Genomic DNA, 20,031 nt, shown 5'->3' with positions numbered 1-20,031 from the left:
ACCATGTCGAAATTTTTTATCGACCGTCCGATTTTCGCCTGGGTAATTGCCCTGGTGATCATGCTGGTCGGGGCTCTATCGATCCTCAAGTTGCCTATCAACCAGTACCCGAGCATCGCCCCACCGGCGATCGCCATCTCCGTGACCTACCCGGGTGCGTCTGCGCAGACCGTGCAGGACACCGTGGTCCAGGTGATCGAGCAGCAGCTCAACGGCATCGACAACCTGCGTTATGTGTCCTCGGAAAGTAACTCCGATGGCACCATGACCATCACCGCGACGTTCGAGCAAGGTACCAACTCCGATACCGCGCAGGTCCAGGTCCAGAACAAACTGAACCTGGCGACCCCGCTGCTGCCGCAAGAAGTGCAGCAACAGGGCATCCGCGTGACCAAGGCCGTGAAAAACTTCCTGCTGGTGATCGGCGTGGTTTCGCGCGACGGCAGCATGACCAAGGACGACCTGTCCAACTACATCGTGTCCAACATGCAGGACCCGATCTCGCGGACAGCGGGTGTCGGTGACTTCCAGGTGTTCGGTGCCCAGTACGCCATGCGGATCTGGCTCGACCCGGCCAGGTTGAACAACTACAACCTGACCCCGGTTGACGTTAAAAACGCCGTTGCCGCCCAGAACGTGCAGATTTCTTCCGGCCAGCTCGGTGGCTTGCCTGCCCTGCCCGACACTCAGTTGAATGCCACGATCATTGGCAAGACCCGCCTGCAAACGGCCGAGCAGTTCAAGGAAATCCTGCTCAAGGTCAACAAGGACGGCTCCCAGGTTCGCCTGAAAGATGTCGCCGACGTCGGCCTGGGTGGTGAGAACTACAGCATCAATGCCCAGTTCAACGGCGCCCCGGCCTCCGGTCTGGCGGTGAAGCTGGCGACCGGCGCCAACGCCCTTGACACGGCCAAGGCCCTGCGCAAAACCATCGAAGACCTCAAGCCATTCTTCCCTGAAGGCATGGAAGTGGTGTTCCCGTACGACACCACGCCGGTGGTGACCGAATCGATCAAGGGTGTGGTTGAGACCCTGGTCGAAGCGATCGTCCTGGTGTTCCTGGTGATGTTCCTGTTCCTGCAAAACTTCCGCGCGACCGTCATCACCACCATGACTGTACCGGTGGTGCTGCTGGGTACGTTCGGGATCCTCGCGGCGTTCGGCTTCAGCATCAACACCCTGACCATGTTCGGTATGGTCCTGGCCATCGGCTTGCTGGTGGACGACGCCATCGTCGTGGTGGAAAACGTCGAGCGGGTCATGAGCGAAGAAGGCCTGTCACCCAAGGAAGCCACCAAGAAATCCATGGGCCAGATCCAGGGTGCACTGGTCGGTATTGCCCTGGTCCTGTCGGCGGTACTGCTGCCGATGGCATTCTTCAGCGGCTCCACGGGTGTGATCTACAAGCAGTTCTCGATCACCATCGTGTCGGCCATGGCGCTCTCGGTCCTGGTTGCCCTGATCTTCACCCCGGCACTCTGCGCCACCATGCTCAAGGCCATTCCGAAAGGCGAGCACGGCGTACCGAAACGCGGCTTCTTTGGCTGGTTCAACCGCAACTTCGACCGTGGTGTACGTGGGTATGAGCGCGGCGTGGGCAACATTCTCACGCACAAGGCCCCGTACCTGCTGGCCTACATCATCATCATCGTCGGCATGATCTGGCTGTTCACCCGCATTCCAACCGCGTTCCTGCCCGAAGAAGACCAGGGCGTGCTCTTCGCCCAGGTCCAAACCCCGGCCGGTTCCAGCGCCCAGCGTACCCAAGTGGTCGTGGACGAGATGCGCGAGTTCCTGCTGCGTCCGGGCAGTGAAGGCGGTGAAGGCGATGCGGTCGCCTCGGTGTTCACCGTCAACGGCTTCAACTTCGCCGGCCGTGGCCAGAGCTCGGGCATGGCGTTCATCATGCTCAAGCCATGGGACGAACGAAACGCCGACAACAGCGTGTTCAAGGTCGCGGCTCGCGCCCAACAGCACTTCTTCACGTTCCGTGACGCCATGGTGTTCGCATTCGCGCCACCGGCGGTACTGGAACTGGGCAACGCCACCGGTTTCGACGTGTTCCTGCAGGACCGCGCCGGTATCGGTCACGAGAAGCTGATGGCGGCACGCAACCAGTTCCTCGGCATGGCCGCGCAGAGCAAAGTGCTGGCGCAGGTGCGTCCGAACGGCCTGAACGATGAGCCGCAGTACCAACTGGAAATCGACGATGAGAAGGCCAGCGCCCTGGGCGTCACGCTGACCGAAATCAACAACACCTTGTCGATTGCCTTGGGCAGTAGCTACGTCAACGACTTCATCGACCGTGGTCGGGTGAAGAAGGTCTACATCCAGGGCCAACCGGGTGCGCGCATGAGCCCCGAGGACCTGCAGAAGTGGTACGTGCGCAACAGCAAAGGCACCATGGTTCCATTCTCGGCATTCGCCAAGGGCACGTGGATCTATGGCTCGCCGAAGCTGGCCCGTTACAACGGCGTAGAAGCCATGGAGATCCTCGGTGCCCCGGCCCCGGGTTACTCCACCGGTGAGGCCATGGCCGAAGTCGAAGCCATTGCCAAGAAACTGCCGGCCGGTGTCGGCATTTCCTGGACCGGCCTGTCCTACGAGGAGCGCCTGTCCGGTTCCCAGGCACCGGCGCTGTACGCCCTGTCGTTGCTGATGGTGTTCCTGTGCCTGGCAGCGCTGTACGAAAGCTGGTCGATTCCGATCGCGGTGATGTTGGTGGTACCGCTGGGGATCATCGGTGCCCTGCTCGCCACCAGCCTGCGCGGCCTGTCCAACGACGTGTACTTCCAGGTGGGCCTGTTGACGACCATCGGCCTGGCGGCGAAAAACGCCATTCTGATTGTCGAATTCGCCAAGGAGCTGCATGAACAAGGGCGCAGCCTGAGGGATGCAGCGATTGAAGCCTGCCGGATGCGTCTGCGCCCGATCATCATGACCTCGCTCGCGTTCGTCCTGGGTGTGGTGCCACTGGCCATCTCCACCGGCGCAGGTTCAGGCAGCCAGCATGCCATCGGCACCGGGGTGATCGGCGGTATGATCACGGCCACCGTCCTGGCGATCTACTGGGTACCACTGTTCTTTGTCACCGTGTCGGCGATGGGTCAACGCAAGATTGCGGACCCGGACGACGCAACCGAAACTCCTAAAGAGGCTGGCCAATGAGCAAGTCGCTACTCTCCTTAGCCATCGCCGCGTTCGTGCTCGGTGGCTGCTCGCTGATTCCCGAGTATCAGCAGCCCGAAGCCCCCGTGGCCGGGCAGTACCCACAGGGGCCGGCCTACACGCCGGCCCAGGCGGCAAGCCAGGCCGCTGCCGAGCAGGGCTGGAAGCAGTTTTTCCATGATCCGGCTCTGCAACAGCTGATCCAGACCGCACTGGAAAACAACCGCGACCTGCGTGTCGCGGCCCTGAACATCGACGCCTATGCGGCTCAATACCGCATTTCCCGCGCCGATCTGTTCCCGGCGGTTTCGGCCAACGGTAGCGGTAGCCGTCAGCGGCTCCCGGCGGATGCCTCGCAAACCGGTGATTCGAGCATCAACAGCTCCTACTCGGCGACCCTGGGCGTCAGCGCTTATGAACTCGACCTGTTCGGTCGCGTTCGCAGCCTGAACGAACAGGCGCTGCAAGCCTACTTCGCCACTGAAGAAGCGCGTCGCAGCACCCAGATCAGCCTGGTGGCCAGTGTGGCCAACGCCTACCTGACCTGGCAGGCCGACAAGGAACTGCTCAAGCTGACCCAGGACACCCTCGCCACCTTCGAAGAAAGCTACCGCCTCACCGCGCGCAGCAACGAAGTCGGCGTGGCCTCGGCGCTGGACCTGAGCCAATCGCGTACGTCGGTGGAAAACGCCCGGGTGCAACTGGCCAAGTACACACGCTTGGTCGCCCAGGACGAAAACAACCTGACGCTGCTGCTCGGAACCGGCGTGCCGGCGAACCTGACCGCGGCCAAGCCGCTGGCCGACGACCTGCTCAGCGAATTGCCGCCGGGCCTGCCTTCGGACCTGTTGCAACGTCGTCCGGACATCCTTGCCGCCGAGCACAACCTCAAGGCCGCCAACGCCAACATTGGCGCGGCACGGGCAGCGTTCTTCCCGAGCATCAGCCTGACGGCCAATGCCGGCAGCCTGAGCCCGGACCTGTCCGGCCTGTTCAAAGGCGGCTCGGGCACCTGGTTGTTCCAGCCACAAATCAACCTGCCGATCTTCAACGCCGGTGCGTTGAGTGCCAGCCTGGATTACTCGAAAATCCAGAAAGACATCACCGTCGCGCAGTATGAGAAATCGATTCAGACTGCTTTCCAGGAAGTGTCCGACGGCCTCGCGGCGCGTCAGACGTTCAACCAGCAGTTGCAGGCCCAGCGTGACTTCGTACAGGCCAACCAGGACTACTACCGCCTGGCCGAGCGTCGCTACCGCATTGGTGTCGACAGCAACCTGACCTTCCTCGATGCCCAGCGTCAGTTGTTCAGTGCACAACAGTCGCTGATCACCGATCGTCTGTCGCAACTGGTCAGCGAAGTGAACCTGTACAAGGCGCTTGGCGGGGGCTGGAACGCCCAGACCGCGAAGAACGAGCCGGTGAAAGAAGAAGCACCGAAGCTGAAGATGTTCTGATCAGCGCGTAAACACGAAGCCCACCTTTTGGTGGGCTTTTTGTTGGCTTCGGAAAGCTGAGTGGCCTTGCGCGACACTTTCGCGAGCACATCCCCCCTCAGAAACCTGACCCATCCTGCGTTCGATAATCGCCCCAAACCCCGTTTCGCCGATTGAACCTCTGCGCCCATCCCCCGCACCATTTGTCGTACAACACCCATGACATCAGGTTCGACACCATGCTCCCGCGCCCTGCCCCATCCGGCTGATCCCGATCGTTGTACCCCGACTCGATTGTTTGTCTGCGACCCCTGGGTTGCGGCATTGCCTCGCCTCATCCCTGACAATAAGAGAACCCCGAACCCATGACGCCCTCCACCACGCCGTATTTGTTTCCCGGCCTGATCGCCTTCGCCATGATCGGCACGGCCCTGCCCGCCATAGCCCAGGAGTCGGGGTTTGTCGAAGACGCCAAGGTCAACCTGAACCTGCGTAACTTCTACATCAACCGCAACTTCACCAACCCGACCAAGGCTCAGGGCAAGGCCGAAGAGTGGACGCAAAGCTTCATCCTCGATGCAAAGTCCGGATTCACCCAAGGCACCGTCGGCTTCGGCATGGATGTGCTGGGGCTGTACTCGGTGAAGCTCGACGGTGGCAAAGGCACCGCCGGTACGCAGTTGCTGCCGCTGGACCACGATGGTCGCCCGGCCGACAACTTCGGGCGCACCAACGTGGCCTTCAAGGCCAGGCTGTCGCAGACGGAACTGAAGGTCGGCGAATGGATGCCGGTGCTGCCGATTCTGCGTTCGGACGATGGCCGCTCATTGCCACAAACCTTTCGCGGCGGCCAGCTCACCTCGAAGGAGATCGACGGCCTGACGCTGTACGGCGGGCAGATGCGCGCCAACAGCCCGCGTGACGACAGCAGCATGAGCGATATGTCGATGAGCGGCCGAGCAACCGTCACCTCCGACCGTTTCAACTTCGCAGGCGCCGAGTACAGCTTCAATGAAAAACGCACGCAAATCGCCGCGTGGAATGCTGAACTCAAGGACATCTACAGCCAGCAATTCCTCAACCTGATCCACAGTCAACCCGTGGGCGACTGGACCCTGGGGGCCAACCTGGGGTTCTTTCATGGCCAGGAAGAGGGCAGCGCCCGGGCCGGTGATCTCGACAACAAGACCTGGTCCGGAATGTTCTCGGCCAAATACGGCGGCAGCACTGTCTACCTCGGCTTGCAGAAGCTCACCGGCGACAGCGCCTGGATGCGGGTCAACGGCACCAGTGGTGGAACGCTGGCCAACGACAGCTTCAACTCAAGCTACGACAACGCCAGGGAAACGTCCTGGCAACTGCGCCACGACTACAACTTCGCCGCCGTCGGCCTCCCCGGCCTGACCCTGATGAACCGCTACATCAGCGGCGACAACGTTCACACCGCAACCGTCAGCGATGGCAAGGAATGGGGGCGCGAGAGTGAGCTCGGCTATACGGTACAGAGCGGCAGCCTGAAAAACCTCAACCTCAGGTGGCGCAACTCGACGTTGCGCCGGGACTACAGCAATAACGAGTTCGACGAAAACCGTGTGATCGTCAGCTACCCCATCAACCTGCTCTGACTCGATATAATCACCCCGACCTGCTGAACCGTTCAGTGTCGTGGCGTTCCTATGGGGACTTTCCCGAGAACGACTGCCTTGGCGCACGGTAAATGACTGTGCGCCAACAGGTTGCCCCCTTCCCGATCTGTCGCCGGTCACGTCAACACTATGAAATCGATCCTCTGCTTTGTGTCTGCCCTCGCCCTTGCGCTCGGCCTCAGTGGCTGTATCGGCCCGCCGATCGCCCTGACGCCGCAGACCGAGCAGCGCTTACAGGCATCCCCGCCGATCCGTTTCCTGCTGACCTTCGACGATGGCCCCAGCGCATCCGGCTGGGCCAATCCGTCACGTGCGATACTTGAGGTATTGGCCAACAACCCGATTCAACCGGGCATCAAGGCGGTGTTCTTCGTACAGACACGGGCCCCACGGGCTGGTGGCAGCGAACGGGGTCGCAAAACCATGATCCGTGAACACGCGGCCGGCCACATCCTGGGCTTCCACACTGCCACGCCGTGGCACACCAATCATCGTTCCCTTGACCCACAAGAACTCGAGCAGGCGCTCACCTGGGGCTGCGCCGACATCGCGTCGCTCACCGGCACACCGCCGACGCTGGTCCGTCCGCCCTTCTGGAGTTACGACGAACGCACCTTCGCCGCCTATCAACAGCATGGCTTGCAGGTGCTACTGACTGACTTGAGTGCCAATGACGGCAAGGTCTGGGGCATCACCGCCAGCCCCCGCAGGCGCGCCAACCTGGTGCGGCAGCTGTCGGAAACCCGCGAGCGGATCGCCAAGGGTGAGTTGCCGACCGTGGATGGCGTCATCCCGGTGGTGGTGACCTTTCACGACCTCAATCGCTACACGGCCCGGCACATGGAGGAGTACCTGAAGATTCTGCTCGACAGTGCGCAGCAGACACATGTGCCCGTAGACGCCAAGCCCTTCTACGATGATTCGGCGGCGTTGCAGCGTGCGGCCATCACCCGCACGCTGCGCAATGCGGACGAGCCCGCGCGCTTACCGGGGGCGTGGAACTGGATCTGGGGCCACGACACCCATTGAGCCGGCATGCACTTACTCCCGGGACTCGACACCCAGTTCGTCCCACACCGATGCCGCCAGGTGGAAGGTCGCATTGGCTGCCGGAATGCCGCAGTAGATTGCACTCTGCATCAGCACTTCCTTGATCTCGGCGCGGGTGACGCCATTGTTCGCGGCCGCACGCAGGTGCAACTTCAGCTCTTCGTTACGGTTCATGCCGATCAGCATGGCGATGGTCACCAGGCTGCGGGTGTGCCGCGGCAAGCCCGGGCGGGTCCAGATGTCACCCCAGGCATGCCGGGTGATCATTTCCTGAAACTCCGCGTTGAACGCGTTCAGGGTCTCGAGGCTGCGGTCGACATGGGCATCACCCAGCACCGCGCGACGCACTTGCATGCCGTCGGCATAACGTTGTTTCTCGTCCACGGATAATCCCTCAATGACCTGACAGAAAGGTCAGCACACGCTCACTGAACGCACTGCCGGCCTGAACGTTGGACAGGTGCGCGGCATAGAATTCGGCGTACTCCGCGCCCTGCACGCGCTCCTGGATGAAGTGGCCGCCCGAGGGCGGCGTGACCGCATCTTCGGTACCGGCGATCACCAGCAGCGGCACCTTGATCGACGACAGTTGCTCACGGAAATCGGCATCACGGACCGCCGCGCAGTTGGCCGCGTAACCCTGTGGCGAGGTGGCCGCCAGCATGTCAGTGATCTGCTTGGCCGCCGCTGGATGGGCCTGGGAAAAGTCCGGGGTAAACCAGCGGGCAATCGAGGCATCACGCAGGGCGACCATCGCCGCGGGGCCATCGCGCAACACGGTTTCGATGCGCGGGTTCCAGACCGAGGACTCACCAATTTTCGCCGCCGTGTTGCAGACCACCAGCGAGAGCAGGCGCGAACTGGCGTTGATCCCCAGCCACTGACCGATCAGGCCGCCCATGGACAAGCCGCAAAAGTGCGCGCGTTCGATGTGTAAGGCATCCAGCAAGGCCAGCACGTCGCGCCCCAATTGCTCGATGCTGTAGGGGCCCGGTGTGACCAGCGAACGGCCATGGCCACGGGTGTCGAAACGCAACACTCTGAAGTGTTCGGCAAACTCGGGAATCTGCGCGTCCCACATATGCAGGTCGGTGCCCAGGGAGTTGGACAACACCAGTACCGGTGCATGCTCAGGACCGTCGAGCTGGTAGTGCAGTTCGCCATCGGCGAGTGGTACAAATGCCACGGGAATTCTCCTTCAGACAGTCAATGCCAGATGTTCGGCCAACGCACGCTCGACCCAGGTTTTCGCCTGGCCGAGGTAATGCGCAGGGTTCATTAATTGATCGAGTTGCGCCCCGGACAGCTCGGCTGTCACCCGGGGTTCATCCCCCAGTACCGCCCGCAGATGCCGCTGCTCGGCCACGGCGCGCTTACAGCACAGCTCCAGCAGGTGATGCGCTTGCTCGCGTCCGATGCGTTGGGCCAGCACGATACTCACCGCTTCCGCCAGGACCAGCCCTTGGGTCAAGTCGAGGTTCGTGGCCATGCGCTGGGCGTCGACCTCCAGACCTTCGGCCAGCAGCAACGCTTGCTGCAAGGCACCGGACACCAGGCAGCAGATCTCCGGCAGGGTTTCCCACTCGGCATGCCACAACCCCAGGCTGCGCTCATGCTCTTGCGGCATGGCGCTGAACAGGGTCGAGAGCAGGCCGGGCACGCGCGTGGCCGCGCTGATCAGCACCGCAGCGCCCACCGGGTTGCGTTTGTGCGGCATGGTCGAGGATCCGCCCTTGCCCGGAGCCGAAGGCTCGAATACTTCCGCCACTTCGGTCTGCATCAACAGGCTGATGTCGCGACCCAGCTTGCCGAGGCTGCCGGCAATCAATCCCAGGGCAGCGCCGAACTCGACCAGGCGGTCGCGCTGGGTATGCCAGGGTTGTTCCGGCAGGGTCAGTTGCAGCTCCTGCGCCAGCGCCTCGGCAATCGGCATCGCCTGTTCGCCCAAGGCCGCCAGGGTGCCGCTGGCGCCACCGAACTGCAGCACCAACAGCCGCGGCTTGAGGGCTTGCAGCCGTTGCTGGCTACGGGTTACCGCACCCAGCCAGCCGGCGATTTTCATCCCCAGCGTGACCGGCGTCGCATGTTGCAGCCAGGTGCGCCCGGCCAGTGGCGTGGCGATGTGACGTCGGGCCTGGGTCGCCAGCGCGGCGCCGAGGCGTGCCAGATCGGCCTCGATCAGGCACAAGGCGCTGCGCACTTGCAGCACCAGGCCACTGTCCATCACGTCCTGGCTAGTGGCTCCCAGATGCACATACCGCTCAGCGTCCGCGTCATGCACCGCGATCTGCTTGCCCAGTGCCTTGACCAAGGGAATGGCCGAATTGCCTGCGCAGGCAATCGCCTCGCCCAGGGCAGAAAAATCATACAGCCCTGCCCGACAGGCCGCTTCGATAGGAGCAACGACCGAATGCGGAATCAGTCCGACCCGCGCCTCGGCCCGGGCCAATGCGGACTCGAAGTCGAGCATGGCCTGCACCCGCCCCTGATCGCTGAACACTTCACGCATGGTCAGGGCGGTGAAATAGGCGTCGAACAGTTGATTACCCGGTCGTTGCATAGGAGTTCCTTACGCGGCGCGCGCCCGATGCAGGCGCGCACCGACAGCTTAAAGATCGTGGTGCAGGTACGCAGCCTGCTTCGGTAACCGCAAACTGAACAGGAATGCGACCGCCATCATCACCGTCACATACCGCTCCCTCGCCACAACAGCGCATTCACTCAGTAGTCGAAGAACACCGTCTCGGCATCGGTCCCTTGCAGGATCACGTTCCACTGATAAACGCCTGACGCATCCTGCTTCGCCAGCAACGTACCGCGGCGCTCGGCCGGTACGCATTCGAGCAACGGATCCGCGACGTTGGCCGGCTCGCCCTCGAAGTAAATCCGGGTGAGCAGGTGCTTGACCAGGCCACGGGCAAATACCAGTACCACCAGATGCGGCGCCTGGGTACTGCCTTTGAGTCCGGGCACGGTACCCGGCTTGATGGTGGTGAAGCGGAACCGACCATCGGCATCCACCGGCACTCGACCGAAGCCCATGAAGTTCGGATCCAAGGGTTTGTCCTGATCGTCTTCGGGATGGTCATACTTGCCAGCGGCGTTGGCCTGCCAGACCTCCAGCATCGCATCGTTGACGAACTCGCCATTGCCATCGACCACTTGCCCGGTGACCACTACCCGCTCGCCAAGGGTGTGTTCGACGGTCAGGTTTTCACGGTTCAGCCAGGTCAATCCGATGTGGTAGTACGGCCCTACGGTGTGGGACGTCGTTGCAGTCAGCGTCATCTTATTTCTCCATCGGCGTGGCATCGCGGCCGCGCAAAACGATGTCCCAACGATAACCGAGGGCATGGGAAGGGATGGTTTTTTCCAGGTCGAAGCTGGCGATCAAGCGCTCTTTGGCACGGGTGTCGGGTACGCAGTTGTAGATCGGGTCATAGGCCAGCAACGGGTCGCCCGGGAAATACATCTGGGTTACCAGGCGCGTCAGAATGCTCGGCCCGAACAGCGAGAAATGGATATGGGCCGGGCGCCAGGCATTGTGGTGGTTACCCCAGGGGTACGCACCGGGCTTGATCGTCTGGAACTGGTAGGCACCATTGGCGTCGGTGACGGTACGGCCGGTGCCCGTGAAGTTCGGGTCCAGCGGCGCGTCATGCAGGTCACGGGCATGATGATAGCGACCGGCCGCATTGGCCTGCCAGATCTCCACCAGGATCCCCGGTACCGGCAAGCCGTTTTCGTCCAGCACACGACCGTGAATGATAATCCGCTCACCCAGGGGGGCCCCCGCATGCTGAGCCGTCAGGTCGTTGTCCTGCTCATTCACGGACTCGGCACCGATGGTCGGGCCGGTGATTTCCGACAGCGAATGCGGCAAGAATACCAGCGGTTTGGACGGCGAACGCAGGTTCGTCGATTGATACGCCGGATGCAGATACTCCGGCTGGGTGCCCGCTTGCGGGCGACGGTAACCAGGCTTGTCAGTCATGAAGCAGTCCTCGATTCTTATTCGATATTCACAGCGGTGTCAGACCCGTTCGATCGCCAGCGCCAGACCTTGGCCAACGCCGACACACATGGTCGCCAGGCCTTTCTTGCCACCGGTCTTTTCCAACTGGTGCAGTGCCGTCAGCACCAACCGCGCACCACTCATGCCCAACGGATGCCCCAACGCGATCGCGCCACCGTTCGGGTTGACCTGCGCCGCATCATCGGCCAACCCCAACTCACGCAACACCGCCAACCCCTGGCTGGCAAAGGCCTCATTGAGTTCGATCACATCGAAATCACTGACCGCCACACCCAGGCGCTCGACCAGCTTGCGCACCGCCGGTACCGGGCCAATGCCCATGACACGGGGGGCAACACCGGCGCTGGCCATGCCCAGGACTTTCGCCCGGGCGGTCAGGCCGTGCTTCTTCACCGCGTCGCCCGAAGCCAGGATCAGCGCCGCGGCGCCGTCGTTGACGCCCGAAGCATTGCCGGCAGTGACGGTCTTGTCCGGGCCATTGACCGGCTTGAGCTTGCCCAGGGTTTCCAGGGTCGTGTCCGCTCGCGGATGTTCGTCCTGCTCGACCGCACTCTCGCCCTTCTTGTGGGCAATGCGTACCGGGACGATTTCTTCAGCGAAGTAACCCGCTGCTTGCGCGGCAGCCGTGCGTTGTTGGCTGCGCAGGGCAAAGGCGTCCTGATCCGCACGGGAAATCCCATAATCGTCCGCCACATTGTCAGCGGTCTGAGGCATCGCATCGACGCCGTACTGGGCTTTCATCAAGGGATTGATGAAGCGCCAGCCAATGGTGGTGTCTTCCAGTTTCATGTTGCGCGAAAACGCCGCATCCGCCTTGCCCATCACGAATGGGGCGCGGGACATCGACTCGACGCCACCGGCAATCGCCAGTTCCATTTCACCACTGGCAATGGCCCGGAACGCGGTGCCGATCGCGTCCATGCCCGAAGCACACAAGCGGTTGAGGGTGACCCCGGGAATGCTGTGCGGCAAGCCGGCCAACAGCAACGCCATGCGCGCGACGTTGCGGTTGTCTTCGCCGGCCTGGTTGGCACAGCCGAGGAACACCTCATCCACTGCGTTCCAGTCAACGCCTGGATTACGCGCCATCAGGGCCTTGATCGGCACCGCGGCCAGGTCATCGGCGCGGACCGCTGACAAGCCACCGCCAAAACGGCCGATGGGAGTGCGAATCGCGTCGCAGATATACACCTCGCGCATCATGCTTCTCCTGGTGCCTGGCCGTGGGCGGCGGCGGTGCGCGCTTCCAGATCGCGCAGCGCAACCAATTCAATCTCGGTCGGCGCCGCTGTCTGCTCCACCTGCTCGGCAAAACGGATGGCCCAACCGGTGGCTGCGATCACTTGCTCGCGGGTCACGCCCGGGTGCAACGCCGTGACTACGAACTCATGGGTGCCGGCTTCCGGCTCCATGATGCACAGGTCGGTGATGATCCCGACGGGGCCGGCACCGGGTAGCCCTAGGCGCTGGCGTGAATCACCGCCCTCGCCATGACCGACCGAAGTGATGAAATCGAGCTTGTCGACGAACGAACGGGCCGACTGCTTGAGAATGATCAGCACGCTCTTTGCCGAACCGGCGATCTCCGGCGCACCACCCGCACCCGGCAGGCGCACTTTGGGCTGGTGGTAGTCACCGACCACCGTGGTGTTGATGTTACCGAAACGGTCGACCTGGGCCGCGCCGAGGAAACCGACGTCAATGCGCCCGCCCTGCAGCCAGTAGCGAAAGATCTCACCGGTCGGCACCACGGTATCAGCGGTCTCGGCCAGTTCACCGTCACCGATGGACAGCGGCAATACGCTCGGCTTGGCACCGATCGGCCCCGATTCGTAGATCAGCACCACATCCGGCGACGACGTCAGGCGGGCCAGGTTGGCCGCTTTGGAAGGCAGGCCGATGCCGACGAAGCACACCGAACCGTTCTTCAGGCGGCGCGCGGCGGCCACCGTCATCATTTCATTGGTGGAGTAAGTCATTATTGGGCCTCCGAAACACGGGCCAGCTTGGCCTGGAATTCATTGAAATCGGCACTGCCGTGGATGTATTCGTTAATCCACGCGGTGAAGGTTTCGCGGTCGCGGGCGATCGGGTCCCAGGCTTGATAAAAGCGGTTGTCGCGCTCGGTGTAACCGTGAGCGTAGGACGGGTGCGCACCACCAGGCACATGGCAAACCGCGCTCAGGGCCCAGGTCGGCAGTACACAGGCATTCATCGGTGCCTTGAGGTCGTCGACGATCTCTTCGACGGTGACGATGCAGCGCTTGGCCGCCAATGCCGCCTCCTTTTGTACGCCAAGAATGCCCCAGAGCAGAACGTTGCCCCGGCGGTCGGCTTTCTGCGCGTGAATCACCGTCACATCCGGACGCACCGACGGCACTGCCGCCAACACTTCACCGGTGAACGGGCAAGTGACGCTCTTGATCAACGGGTTGACCTTGGGCAGGTCTGAACCGGCGTAAGCCCGCAGTACCGCAAACGGCAGGCCCGAGGCGCCAGCGACGTAGGCATTGGCCAGGTCGGCGTGGCTGTGCTCTTCGATTTCCAGCGGGTGCGGCCACTGCTTCTCGACCGCATCGCGCAGGCGGTGCAGCGAACCCACGCCCGGGTTACCGCCCCAGGAGAAAATCAGCTTGCGAGCGCAACCGGCACCGATCAACTGGTCGTAGACCAGGTCGGGGGTCATCCGCACCAGCGTCAGGTCTTTCTTGCCCTGACGAATGATTTCATGACCCGCTGCGGTCGGAATCAAGTGAGTGAAGCCTTCGAGCGCGACCGTGTCGCCGTCATTCACGAATTGCTTCACTGCGTCGTGCAGCGAAAGGATTGCAGCCATGGGGGTGGACTCCCGAGTATCAGTAAACCGACGTGGAGGACAAGGCGCGATAGGCAGCACCGGATTGCCTGAAGGTTAAGCCGTGAAAAAAACCCAAACAATCCGATAATCGACTAAGTGTTCGTTTATCGAACATATTGTTACCTACCTATCGATCCTCGTGCAGGAACGGACTTGCTGGCGAAACGGCCAGTCCACTCATGAAAAGCCCGGCTCAGGTCGCATCCGTATGGCTGACCATGCCCTTGATCACCACCGCCGTTGTCGCCAGGGCCGCCGGGATCACCAGCGCCGTCAGTACCTGCTCGAAGTTCCAGCCCAGCCCCAGCAAGGTCGCGCCCATCCAGGCGCCGAGAATCGCGCCAAAGCGGCCGATTCCCAGCATCCACGACACCCCCGTGGCCCGGCCTTGGGTCGGGTAGAAGCGCGCCGCCAGTGACGGCATCGCCGATTGCGCGCCGTTGACGCACATCCCCGCCACCAATACCAATGTCGCAAGCACGGTGATGCTGCCCAGGCTTTGCCCAACCGCGTAGGCAAATACCCCGGCCAGCAAATAGAAGATGCCGATGACCTTGTGCGGATTGAACCGGTCCATCGCCCAGCCAACCCCTACCGCACTCAATACCCCGCCGAACTGGAACAACGCACCGATGAACGCCGCCTGCTCCATGCTCGCGCCACTGTCACGCATCAGCGTCGGCAACCAGCTGGTCAGCAAGTACACGATCACCAGCCCCATGAAATAGGTCAGCCATAGCAGCAGCGTACCGACGCTGTATGTGCCGGAGAAAATCACCGCGAACACGTTGCGGGCCCTGACGGTTTTTTGTTCCGGCACGCTGAAGCTCGATGCCTGCGCCACGATGGCCGGGTCAATCGGTGCCAGTGCTTTGCGCACTTTGTCGGTACCGCGATTGCGCACCACCAGATAGCGTGCCGACTCCGGCAACCAGAACAACAGCACCACCGCCAGGATCAACGGCAAAATACCGCCAATCAGTAGCAGGCTGTGCCAGCCGAATGCCGGGATCAACTTTGCGGAAATAAAACCGCCCCCCGCCATGCCCAGGTTGAAACCGCAGAACATGCTGGTCACCAGCAGGGATTTCTTGCGCTCGGGGGTGTATTCCGACAACAGCGTGGTGGCATTCGGCATGCCCGCACCCAGGCCCAGGCCGGTCAGGAAACGCAACACCAGCAATTGCTCGACGTTGCTGCTATAGGCCGACGCCAGGCTGAAGGCACCGAACACCAGCACCGCACCGACCAGTACGACCTTGCGTCCGAAGCGATCCGCCAAGGGTCCGGAACCCAGGGCGCCGAAGACCATGCCGATCAAGGCGGCACTCATCACCGGCCCCAGGCTGGCGCGATCGATGCCCCAGTCCTGGGACAAGGCAGGCGCGATAAAGCCCATGGCCGCCGTGTCCAGGCCATCGAGAAAGACAATCAGGAAGCACAGGATCACCACTCGCCATTGATAGCGCGACAGCGGTTGGGCATTGATAAAGGACTGCACATCGAGGCAGTTACCGACAGCAGACTGAGACTGGCTCATTATTGTTATTCCACGCAAGAAACGCAGGCAGACGCAGGCCGGCAAATGCCAGCCATCGAAAAAAACGGACGGTACCAAGCTCAGTGAGCCGGATGGCGATGCCCTGGTCGAATAGTGCGGAGACAGGCTGGGGACATGCACATGAGGGGAGCCTCTTCATTATTATGGGGTCGTCGTCCGGTGCCAGGCTTGAGTCCCATGACACCGGATGGCGCTGGCGCGACATTAATGAAGCAGGCGAAACAGCGTCAATTGAGCAAACGCGACTCTGTGCGTTTATCGAACAGCTTAAGCAAACAACTGCGCACTCAGCTCACGGCTGGCATTCAGCAAGCCCGGGAGAAAGCGCTGCTCCAGTTCGTTGCGACTGACACGTCCGGCATGCGTGCTCACATTGAGCGCCGCCAGCACCTGGCCGGAGGCATCGTAGACCGGGACGGCAATCGAACGCAGACCTTGCTCCAGCTCCTGGTCGACAATGCACCAGCCCTGCTGGCGAACCTCTTGCAGGCACTCGAGCAAGGCCTCGGGTGTATGCAGGGTACGGCTGGTCTTGGCTTGCAGGTCGGCGTGGTCGAGGTACTCGCGCAGCGACGCGTCATCCAGCGCCGCCAGCAGGATCCGCCCCATGGACGTGCAGTAAGCCGGCAGGCGCCCTCCCACCGACAGGTCGACGGAGATCAGCCTCTGGGTCGTTGCCGAACGGGCAATGTACAAAATGTCATTACCTTCGAGCGTGGCCATGTTGCAGGCCTCATGCAATTGCTCGCTCATGCGGTCCAGATAAGGCTGGGCGGAGACGGCCAATGGGGTCGAGGACAGGTAGGCATGGCCAAGGGTCAGGACCTTGGGCAGCAATGAATAAGTGCGGCCATCGGTGGTGGCATAGCCGAGCTTGATCAGCGTGTGCAGGCAACGACGCACCGCGGCACGGGGAATTTCCGTGCGGTGGCTGATCTGTGCGATGGTCAGGTGCCGCTTGCGCTCCTGGAACGCCTGCACTACCGCCAGGCCACGGGCCAGCGACGTCATGAAGTCAGGATCACCCGTGAACGCCTGGATCCGCTTGGCAGGCGAAGCGACGATCGGCGGCGCGACAGACGCGAAGGAGTTACGCAGTTGATCGTTCATTCAGGTCGTTCCCCAGAGTTCGTCAGCTATTACAGGCTGCCGCAGACCTTGGCACAAGCCACAGGCAGTCAACTTTGGGCGATTATCGAACCATCAGCCGATAATCGCAATCGACCCGGTTACCACTGAACACCTTGGGCAACGTAAGCCAGCACCCCGCTGTCTAGCCGTCCCTGGTCATATCCAGACAGACCGTTTCACCGTTGCACGGAGCTGACAAACGTAACACTAGAGTACAAATATGTCTGACTTGTTAATGACGCCTGAATACAAGCCTGATAAAGACATTACCAACTGCTGACTCATTCAACATCGGCACGAACAAAAAACACTGCATAATCCGAGGCACTTTTAACTTATTGGAGATAGTCATTCGCTGCCTGGCCGCTATAATAGCCAGAGTGGTGAGCTCGTTTTCTTTCAATCAACGAGAAGCAACCACTCGGGTAGCACTGGCTTGACTGCCACTACCCTTGGCAAGCGCCTGGCGCTCATTTCGAATGGGCGGACAATGCGCTGGCAGGAAACAACAAGACTGATGCTACATCAGTGATTCTTCTCTGGTGCTGTGGCCGCCTGCAACAACGATGCTGTCAGCCGCGCGCCGTCATGACTCAAGGATCCTCGTGGACTCCATCATGATGACGCTCGCAATCAACAGCTCCCATGCCGTGCGTTTCACCAGGGTTCATTTCAACTTGAATCAGGTATAACCGTGACGAAAGACGAACTGCGCGCGGAACTTGAGCGCCAGGAACAACGTTACAAGGAAGTTTACGGCGGGGAAGTCACCACCTACGCCGCCCAGCCCGAACCGGAACGCAAACCCTGGCGTAAACGCGCCAGCATTCGTGATCAGGCATTCACCCAGGAATTGCAAAAGATGGAACAGGAACTCAAGGCCGAAGAGCCCTAGTCGCGGCGGCTTGAGACTTTCAGGAGCGGCATCCCTTCAGCCATCAACTGAACGGTTCTTTGCACGATATTCGCCCGCTACAAGCAGGCGATGGCAACCTCATCCCCCCTTCGGATGAGGTGATGGGCGTTGGCGCGACCTTCCTTTCAGATATTTCATACAGCGTTTTTCGCTGCCCGCCGAAGCCGCGCGCTGTCGACCAACTCGGGTTAGGCCCAATGAAATCAATGACTTGGAAAACCTACGACGGCGCTGGGTCTTAAGGTCTTGTTACAAACAAAACCACTGAAGAATGTTACCGATGAGCAGCAAGTGCATTGATTACCCATCTTTTCTGGCATAATCGCGCCCCCTTATGACCGGGTCAGAAAACCTTCATGATCGATTTATTCAGCGGACTGGATGCTTGGGTGCTTGTGAGCCTCTTGCTCGCCCTGGCCTTTGTCCTCGCCTTCGAGTTCATCAACGGCTTTCATGACACCGCTAACGCGGTTGCCACTGTTATCTACACCAAAGCCATGCCGCCCCATCTGGCGGTGTTCTTTTCCGGTGTATTCAACTTTCTTGGCGTGTTGCTGGGTGGTGTCGGCGTGGCGTATGCCATTGTCCATTTGCTGCCGGTAGAACTGTTGATCAATGTGAACACCGGCCACGGGCTGGCGATGGTGTTCTCGTTGCTGGCTGCGGCTATCACCTGGAACCTGGGCACCTGGTACTTCGGTATCCCGGCTTCCAGCTCTCACACCCTGATCGGTTCGATCCTCGGTGTGGGCCTGGCGAACGCCCTGATCAACGACATTCCACTGGTCGACGGTGTCAACTGGCAGAAAGCTATCGATATCGGCGCCTCGCTGGTGGTCTCGCCAATGGCCGGTTTCGCCGTTGCAGCCCTGGTATTGCTTGGCCTCAAGTGGTGGCGTCCGCTGTCCAAGATGCACAAGACGCCGGACCAGCGTCGCAAGATTGACGATAAGAAGCACCCGCCTTTCTGGAACCGCCTGGTCCTGGTGATGTCGGCGATGGCGGTGAGCTTTGTGCACGGCTCCAACGATGGCCAGAAAGGCATCGGCCTGATCATGCTGGTATTGATCGGCATCGTACCGGCGCAGTTCGTACTCAACCTGAACAGCACGACCTACCAGATCGAGCGGACTCGCGACGCCACCTTGCACCTGAACCAGTTCTACCAGCGCAATCACGAAACCCTGGGTGAATTCCTGGCCTTGGGCAAAGGTGTGAAGGATGACCTGCCGGAGAAGTTCCGTTGCAACCCGCAGCAGACCGAACCGACCATCAACGCGCTGCTGGGCACCCTCAAAGGTGTATCCGACTACCATTCGCTGCCGCAGGAAAGCCGCATCGAAGTCCGTCGCTACCTGCTCTGCCTTGACGACACGGCAAAGAAAGTCAGCAAGTTGCCTAGCCTGGACGCCCGTGAAAAGGCCGACCTGGACAAGCTGCGCAAAGACCTGACCGCCACGACCGAATATGCCCCGTTCTGGGTAATCCTGGCCGTCGCCCTCGCTCTTGGCCTGGGTACCATGGTTGGCTGGAAACGCGTGGTACTGACCATCGGCGAGAAGATCGGCAAACAAGGCATGACCTACGCACAGGGCATGTCGGCACAGATCACCGCGGCGTGCATGATCGGCATGGCGAACATCTTCAGCCTGCCGGTATCGACCACCCACGTGTTGTCCTCGGGTGTAGCCGGGACCATGGTCGCGAACAAAAGCGGCCTGCAAGGCGGCACCGTGAAGACCATCCTGCTGGCCTGGATCCTGACCCTTCCAGCGACAGTGGCCCTCTCGGCCGGCCTGTTCTGGCTGGCATCGAAGGTACTGGGCAGCTGATTCACAGCCGCACAAAAAAGGCGCGCCCTCCCCGGAGGCCGCGCCTTTTTTATGGGTGACCGCTTTAGTAGCGCTTTGCTTTGCTTTGCTTTGCTTTGCTTGGCTTGGCTTGGCTTGGCTTTTGATCTTGATCCACCCGCCCCATCGGCAGGCCGAGTGCAGGCGTTCATCAGGGGAATGGCGCGCAGCGCCCCTCGACGCAGTCGAGGACATCGCATGGAGGTCGAGCGAAGCCGACCGGAGGGCGATGCCCCCTGAGGAATGCCGGAGTCGAGGGAACCCCGAGCCTTGGCGAGGGGCCGGACGCTCGGGGCAAAGCGTTTTTTTGCTTACTTTTTTTAGGCGCTTGTAAAAAAAGTGAGTCGCCGTCGGGCGAAACCATAAGTCGCCGTAACCGC

Annotated in this window: 16 protein-coding genes; 6 read left to right on the top strand and 10 right to left on the bottom strand. The window is 61.3% G+C overall.

What is annotated here, in order from left to right:
- The first annotated feature begins 3 nt into the window (after positions 1–3).
- The 4 genes from emhB to CKW25_RS22670 all read left to right on the top strand — a co-directional run bounded on the left by emhB (position 4) and on the right by CKW25_RS22670 (position 7,279).
- Positions 4–3,168, top strand: coding sequence for an efflux RND transporter permease subunit EmhB (emhB, locus tag CKW25_RS22685; RefSeq protein ID WP_095082743.1), 3,165 nt, complete (start codon positions 4–6; stop codon positions 3,166–3,168).
- Positions 3,165–4,625, top strand: a complete 1,461-nt coding sequence (locus CKW25_RS22680; protein WP_095082742.1) for an AdeC/AdeK/OprM family multidrug efflux complex outer membrane factor — start codon at positions 3,165–3,167, stop codon at positions 4,623–4,625. The genes emhB and CKW25_RS22680 overlap by 4 nt, the downstream gene beginning before the upstream one ends.
- A gap of 344 nt (positions 4,626–4,969) precedes the next feature.
- Positions 4,970–6,229, top strand: a complete 1,260-nt coding sequence (locus CKW25_RS22675) for an OprD family porin (protein ID WP_095082740.1) — start codon at positions 4,970–4,972, stop codon at positions 6,227–6,229.
- A 150-nt stretch (positions 6,230–6,379) separates the two neighbouring features.
- Positions 6,380–7,279, top strand: a complete 900-nt coding sequence (locus tag CKW25_RS22670) for a polysaccharide deacetylase family protein (RefSeq protein ID WP_095082739.1) — start codon at positions 6,380–6,382, stop codon at positions 7,277–7,279.
- Between the two features lie 12 nt (positions 7,280–7,291).
- Here the strand turns inward: CKW25_RS22670 and pcaC are convergent, their stop codons facing one another.
- The 10 genes from pcaC to pcaR form a co-directional block, all read right to left on the bottom strand.
- Positions 7,292–7,684: a 4-carboxymuconolactone decarboxylase gene (pcaC, locus tag CKW25_RS22665; RefSeq protein WP_095082738.1), complete on the bottom strand. Its 393-nt coding sequence runs from the start codon at positions 7,682–7,684 to the stop codon at positions 7,292–7,294.
- A gap of 10 nt (positions 7,685–7,694) precedes the next feature.
- Entirely contained in the window at positions 7,695–8,486 is a 792-nt protein-coding gene (gene pcaD, locus CKW25_RS22660; protein WP_095082736.1) for a 3-oxoadipate enol-lactonase, read from the bottom strand.
- A gap of 12 nt (positions 8,487–8,498) precedes the next feature.
- A complete protein-coding gene (locus CKW25_RS22655; protein ID WP_095082734.1) occupies positions 8,499–9,860 on the bottom strand; it encodes a 3-carboxy-cis,cis-muconate cycloisomerase in 1,362 nt (453 codons plus the stop codon).
- Positions 9,861–10,021: 161 nt separating this feature from the next.
- Positions 10,022–10,588 (bottom strand): protocatechuate 3,4-dioxygenase subunit alpha, encoded by a 567-nt coding sequence (gene pcaG / locus CKW25_RS22650; RefSeq protein WP_095082732.1) that lies wholly within the window; start codon positions 10,586–10,588, stop codon positions 10,022–10,024.
- Between the two features lies 1 nt (position 10,589).
- Positions 10,590–11,294: a protocatechuate 3,4-dioxygenase subunit beta gene (gene pcaH, locus CKW25_RS22645; RefSeq protein WP_095082730.1), complete on the bottom strand. Its 705-nt coding sequence runs from the start codon at positions 11,292–11,294 to the stop codon at positions 10,590–10,592.
- A 39-nt stretch (positions 11,295–11,333) separates the two neighbouring features.
- On the bottom strand, positions 11,334–12,539 hold the full coding sequence (gene pcaF / locus CKW25_RS22640; protein ID WP_172736610.1) for a 3-oxoadipyl-CoA thiolase: 1,206 nt from the start codon (positions 12,537–12,539) through the stop codon (positions 11,334–11,336).
- On the bottom strand, positions 12,536–13,318 hold the full coding sequence (locus CKW25_RS22635) for a CoA-transferase subunit beta (protein ID WP_172736612.1): 783 nt from the start codon (positions 13,316–13,318) through the stop codon (positions 12,536–12,538). Before CKW25_RS22635 ends, pcaF begins: the two co-directional genes overlap by 4 nt.
- Positions 13,315–14,172 (bottom strand): CoA transferase subunit A, encoded by an 858-nt coding sequence (locus CKW25_RS22630; RefSeq protein WP_095082724.1) that lies wholly within the window; start codon positions 14,170–14,172, stop codon positions 13,315–13,317. The genes CKW25_RS22635 and CKW25_RS22630 overlap by 4 nt, the downstream gene beginning before the upstream one ends.
- Before the next feature lie 214 nt (positions 14,173–14,386).
- Complete coding sequence (locus tag CKW25_RS22625; protein ID WP_095082722.1) at positions 14,387–15,733, bottom strand: MFS transporter; 1,347 nt, start codon at positions 15,731–15,733, stop codon at positions 14,387–14,389.
- 288 nt (positions 15,734–16,021) lie between these two features.
- A complete protein-coding gene (pcaR, locus tag CKW25_RS22620) occupies positions 16,022–16,864 on the bottom strand; it encodes a pca regulon transcriptional regulator PcaR (RefSeq protein WP_095082720.1) in 843 nt (280 codons plus the stop codon).
- Between the two features lie 715 nt (positions 16,865–17,579).
- Here pcaR and CKW25_RS22615 point away from each other — a divergent pair.
- Positions 17,580–17,780, top strand: a complete 201-nt coding sequence (locus tag CKW25_RS22615) for a hypothetical protein (RefSeq protein WP_095082718.1) — start codon at positions 17,580–17,582, stop codon at positions 17,778–17,780.
- Positions 17,781–18,157: 377 nt separating this feature from the next.
- Positions 18,158–19,633 carry an inorganic phosphate transporter gene (locus CKW25_RS22610; protein WP_095082717.1) on the top strand — a complete coding sequence of 492 codons (1,476 nt, stop codon included), beginning with the start codon at positions 18,158–18,160 and terminating at the stop codon, positions 19,631–19,633.
- The last annotated feature ends 398 nt before the right edge of the window (positions 19,634–20,031 follow it).

This window comes from Pseudomonas sp. Irchel s3h17, from assembly GCF_900187505.1.
Classification (GTDB): Bacteria; Pseudomonadota; Gammaproteobacteria; order Pseudomonadales; family Pseudomonadaceae; genus Aquipseudomonas.
Note: the sequence above shows the minus strand (reverse complement) of the source record. Positions and strands in the feature narration are given on the sequence as shown.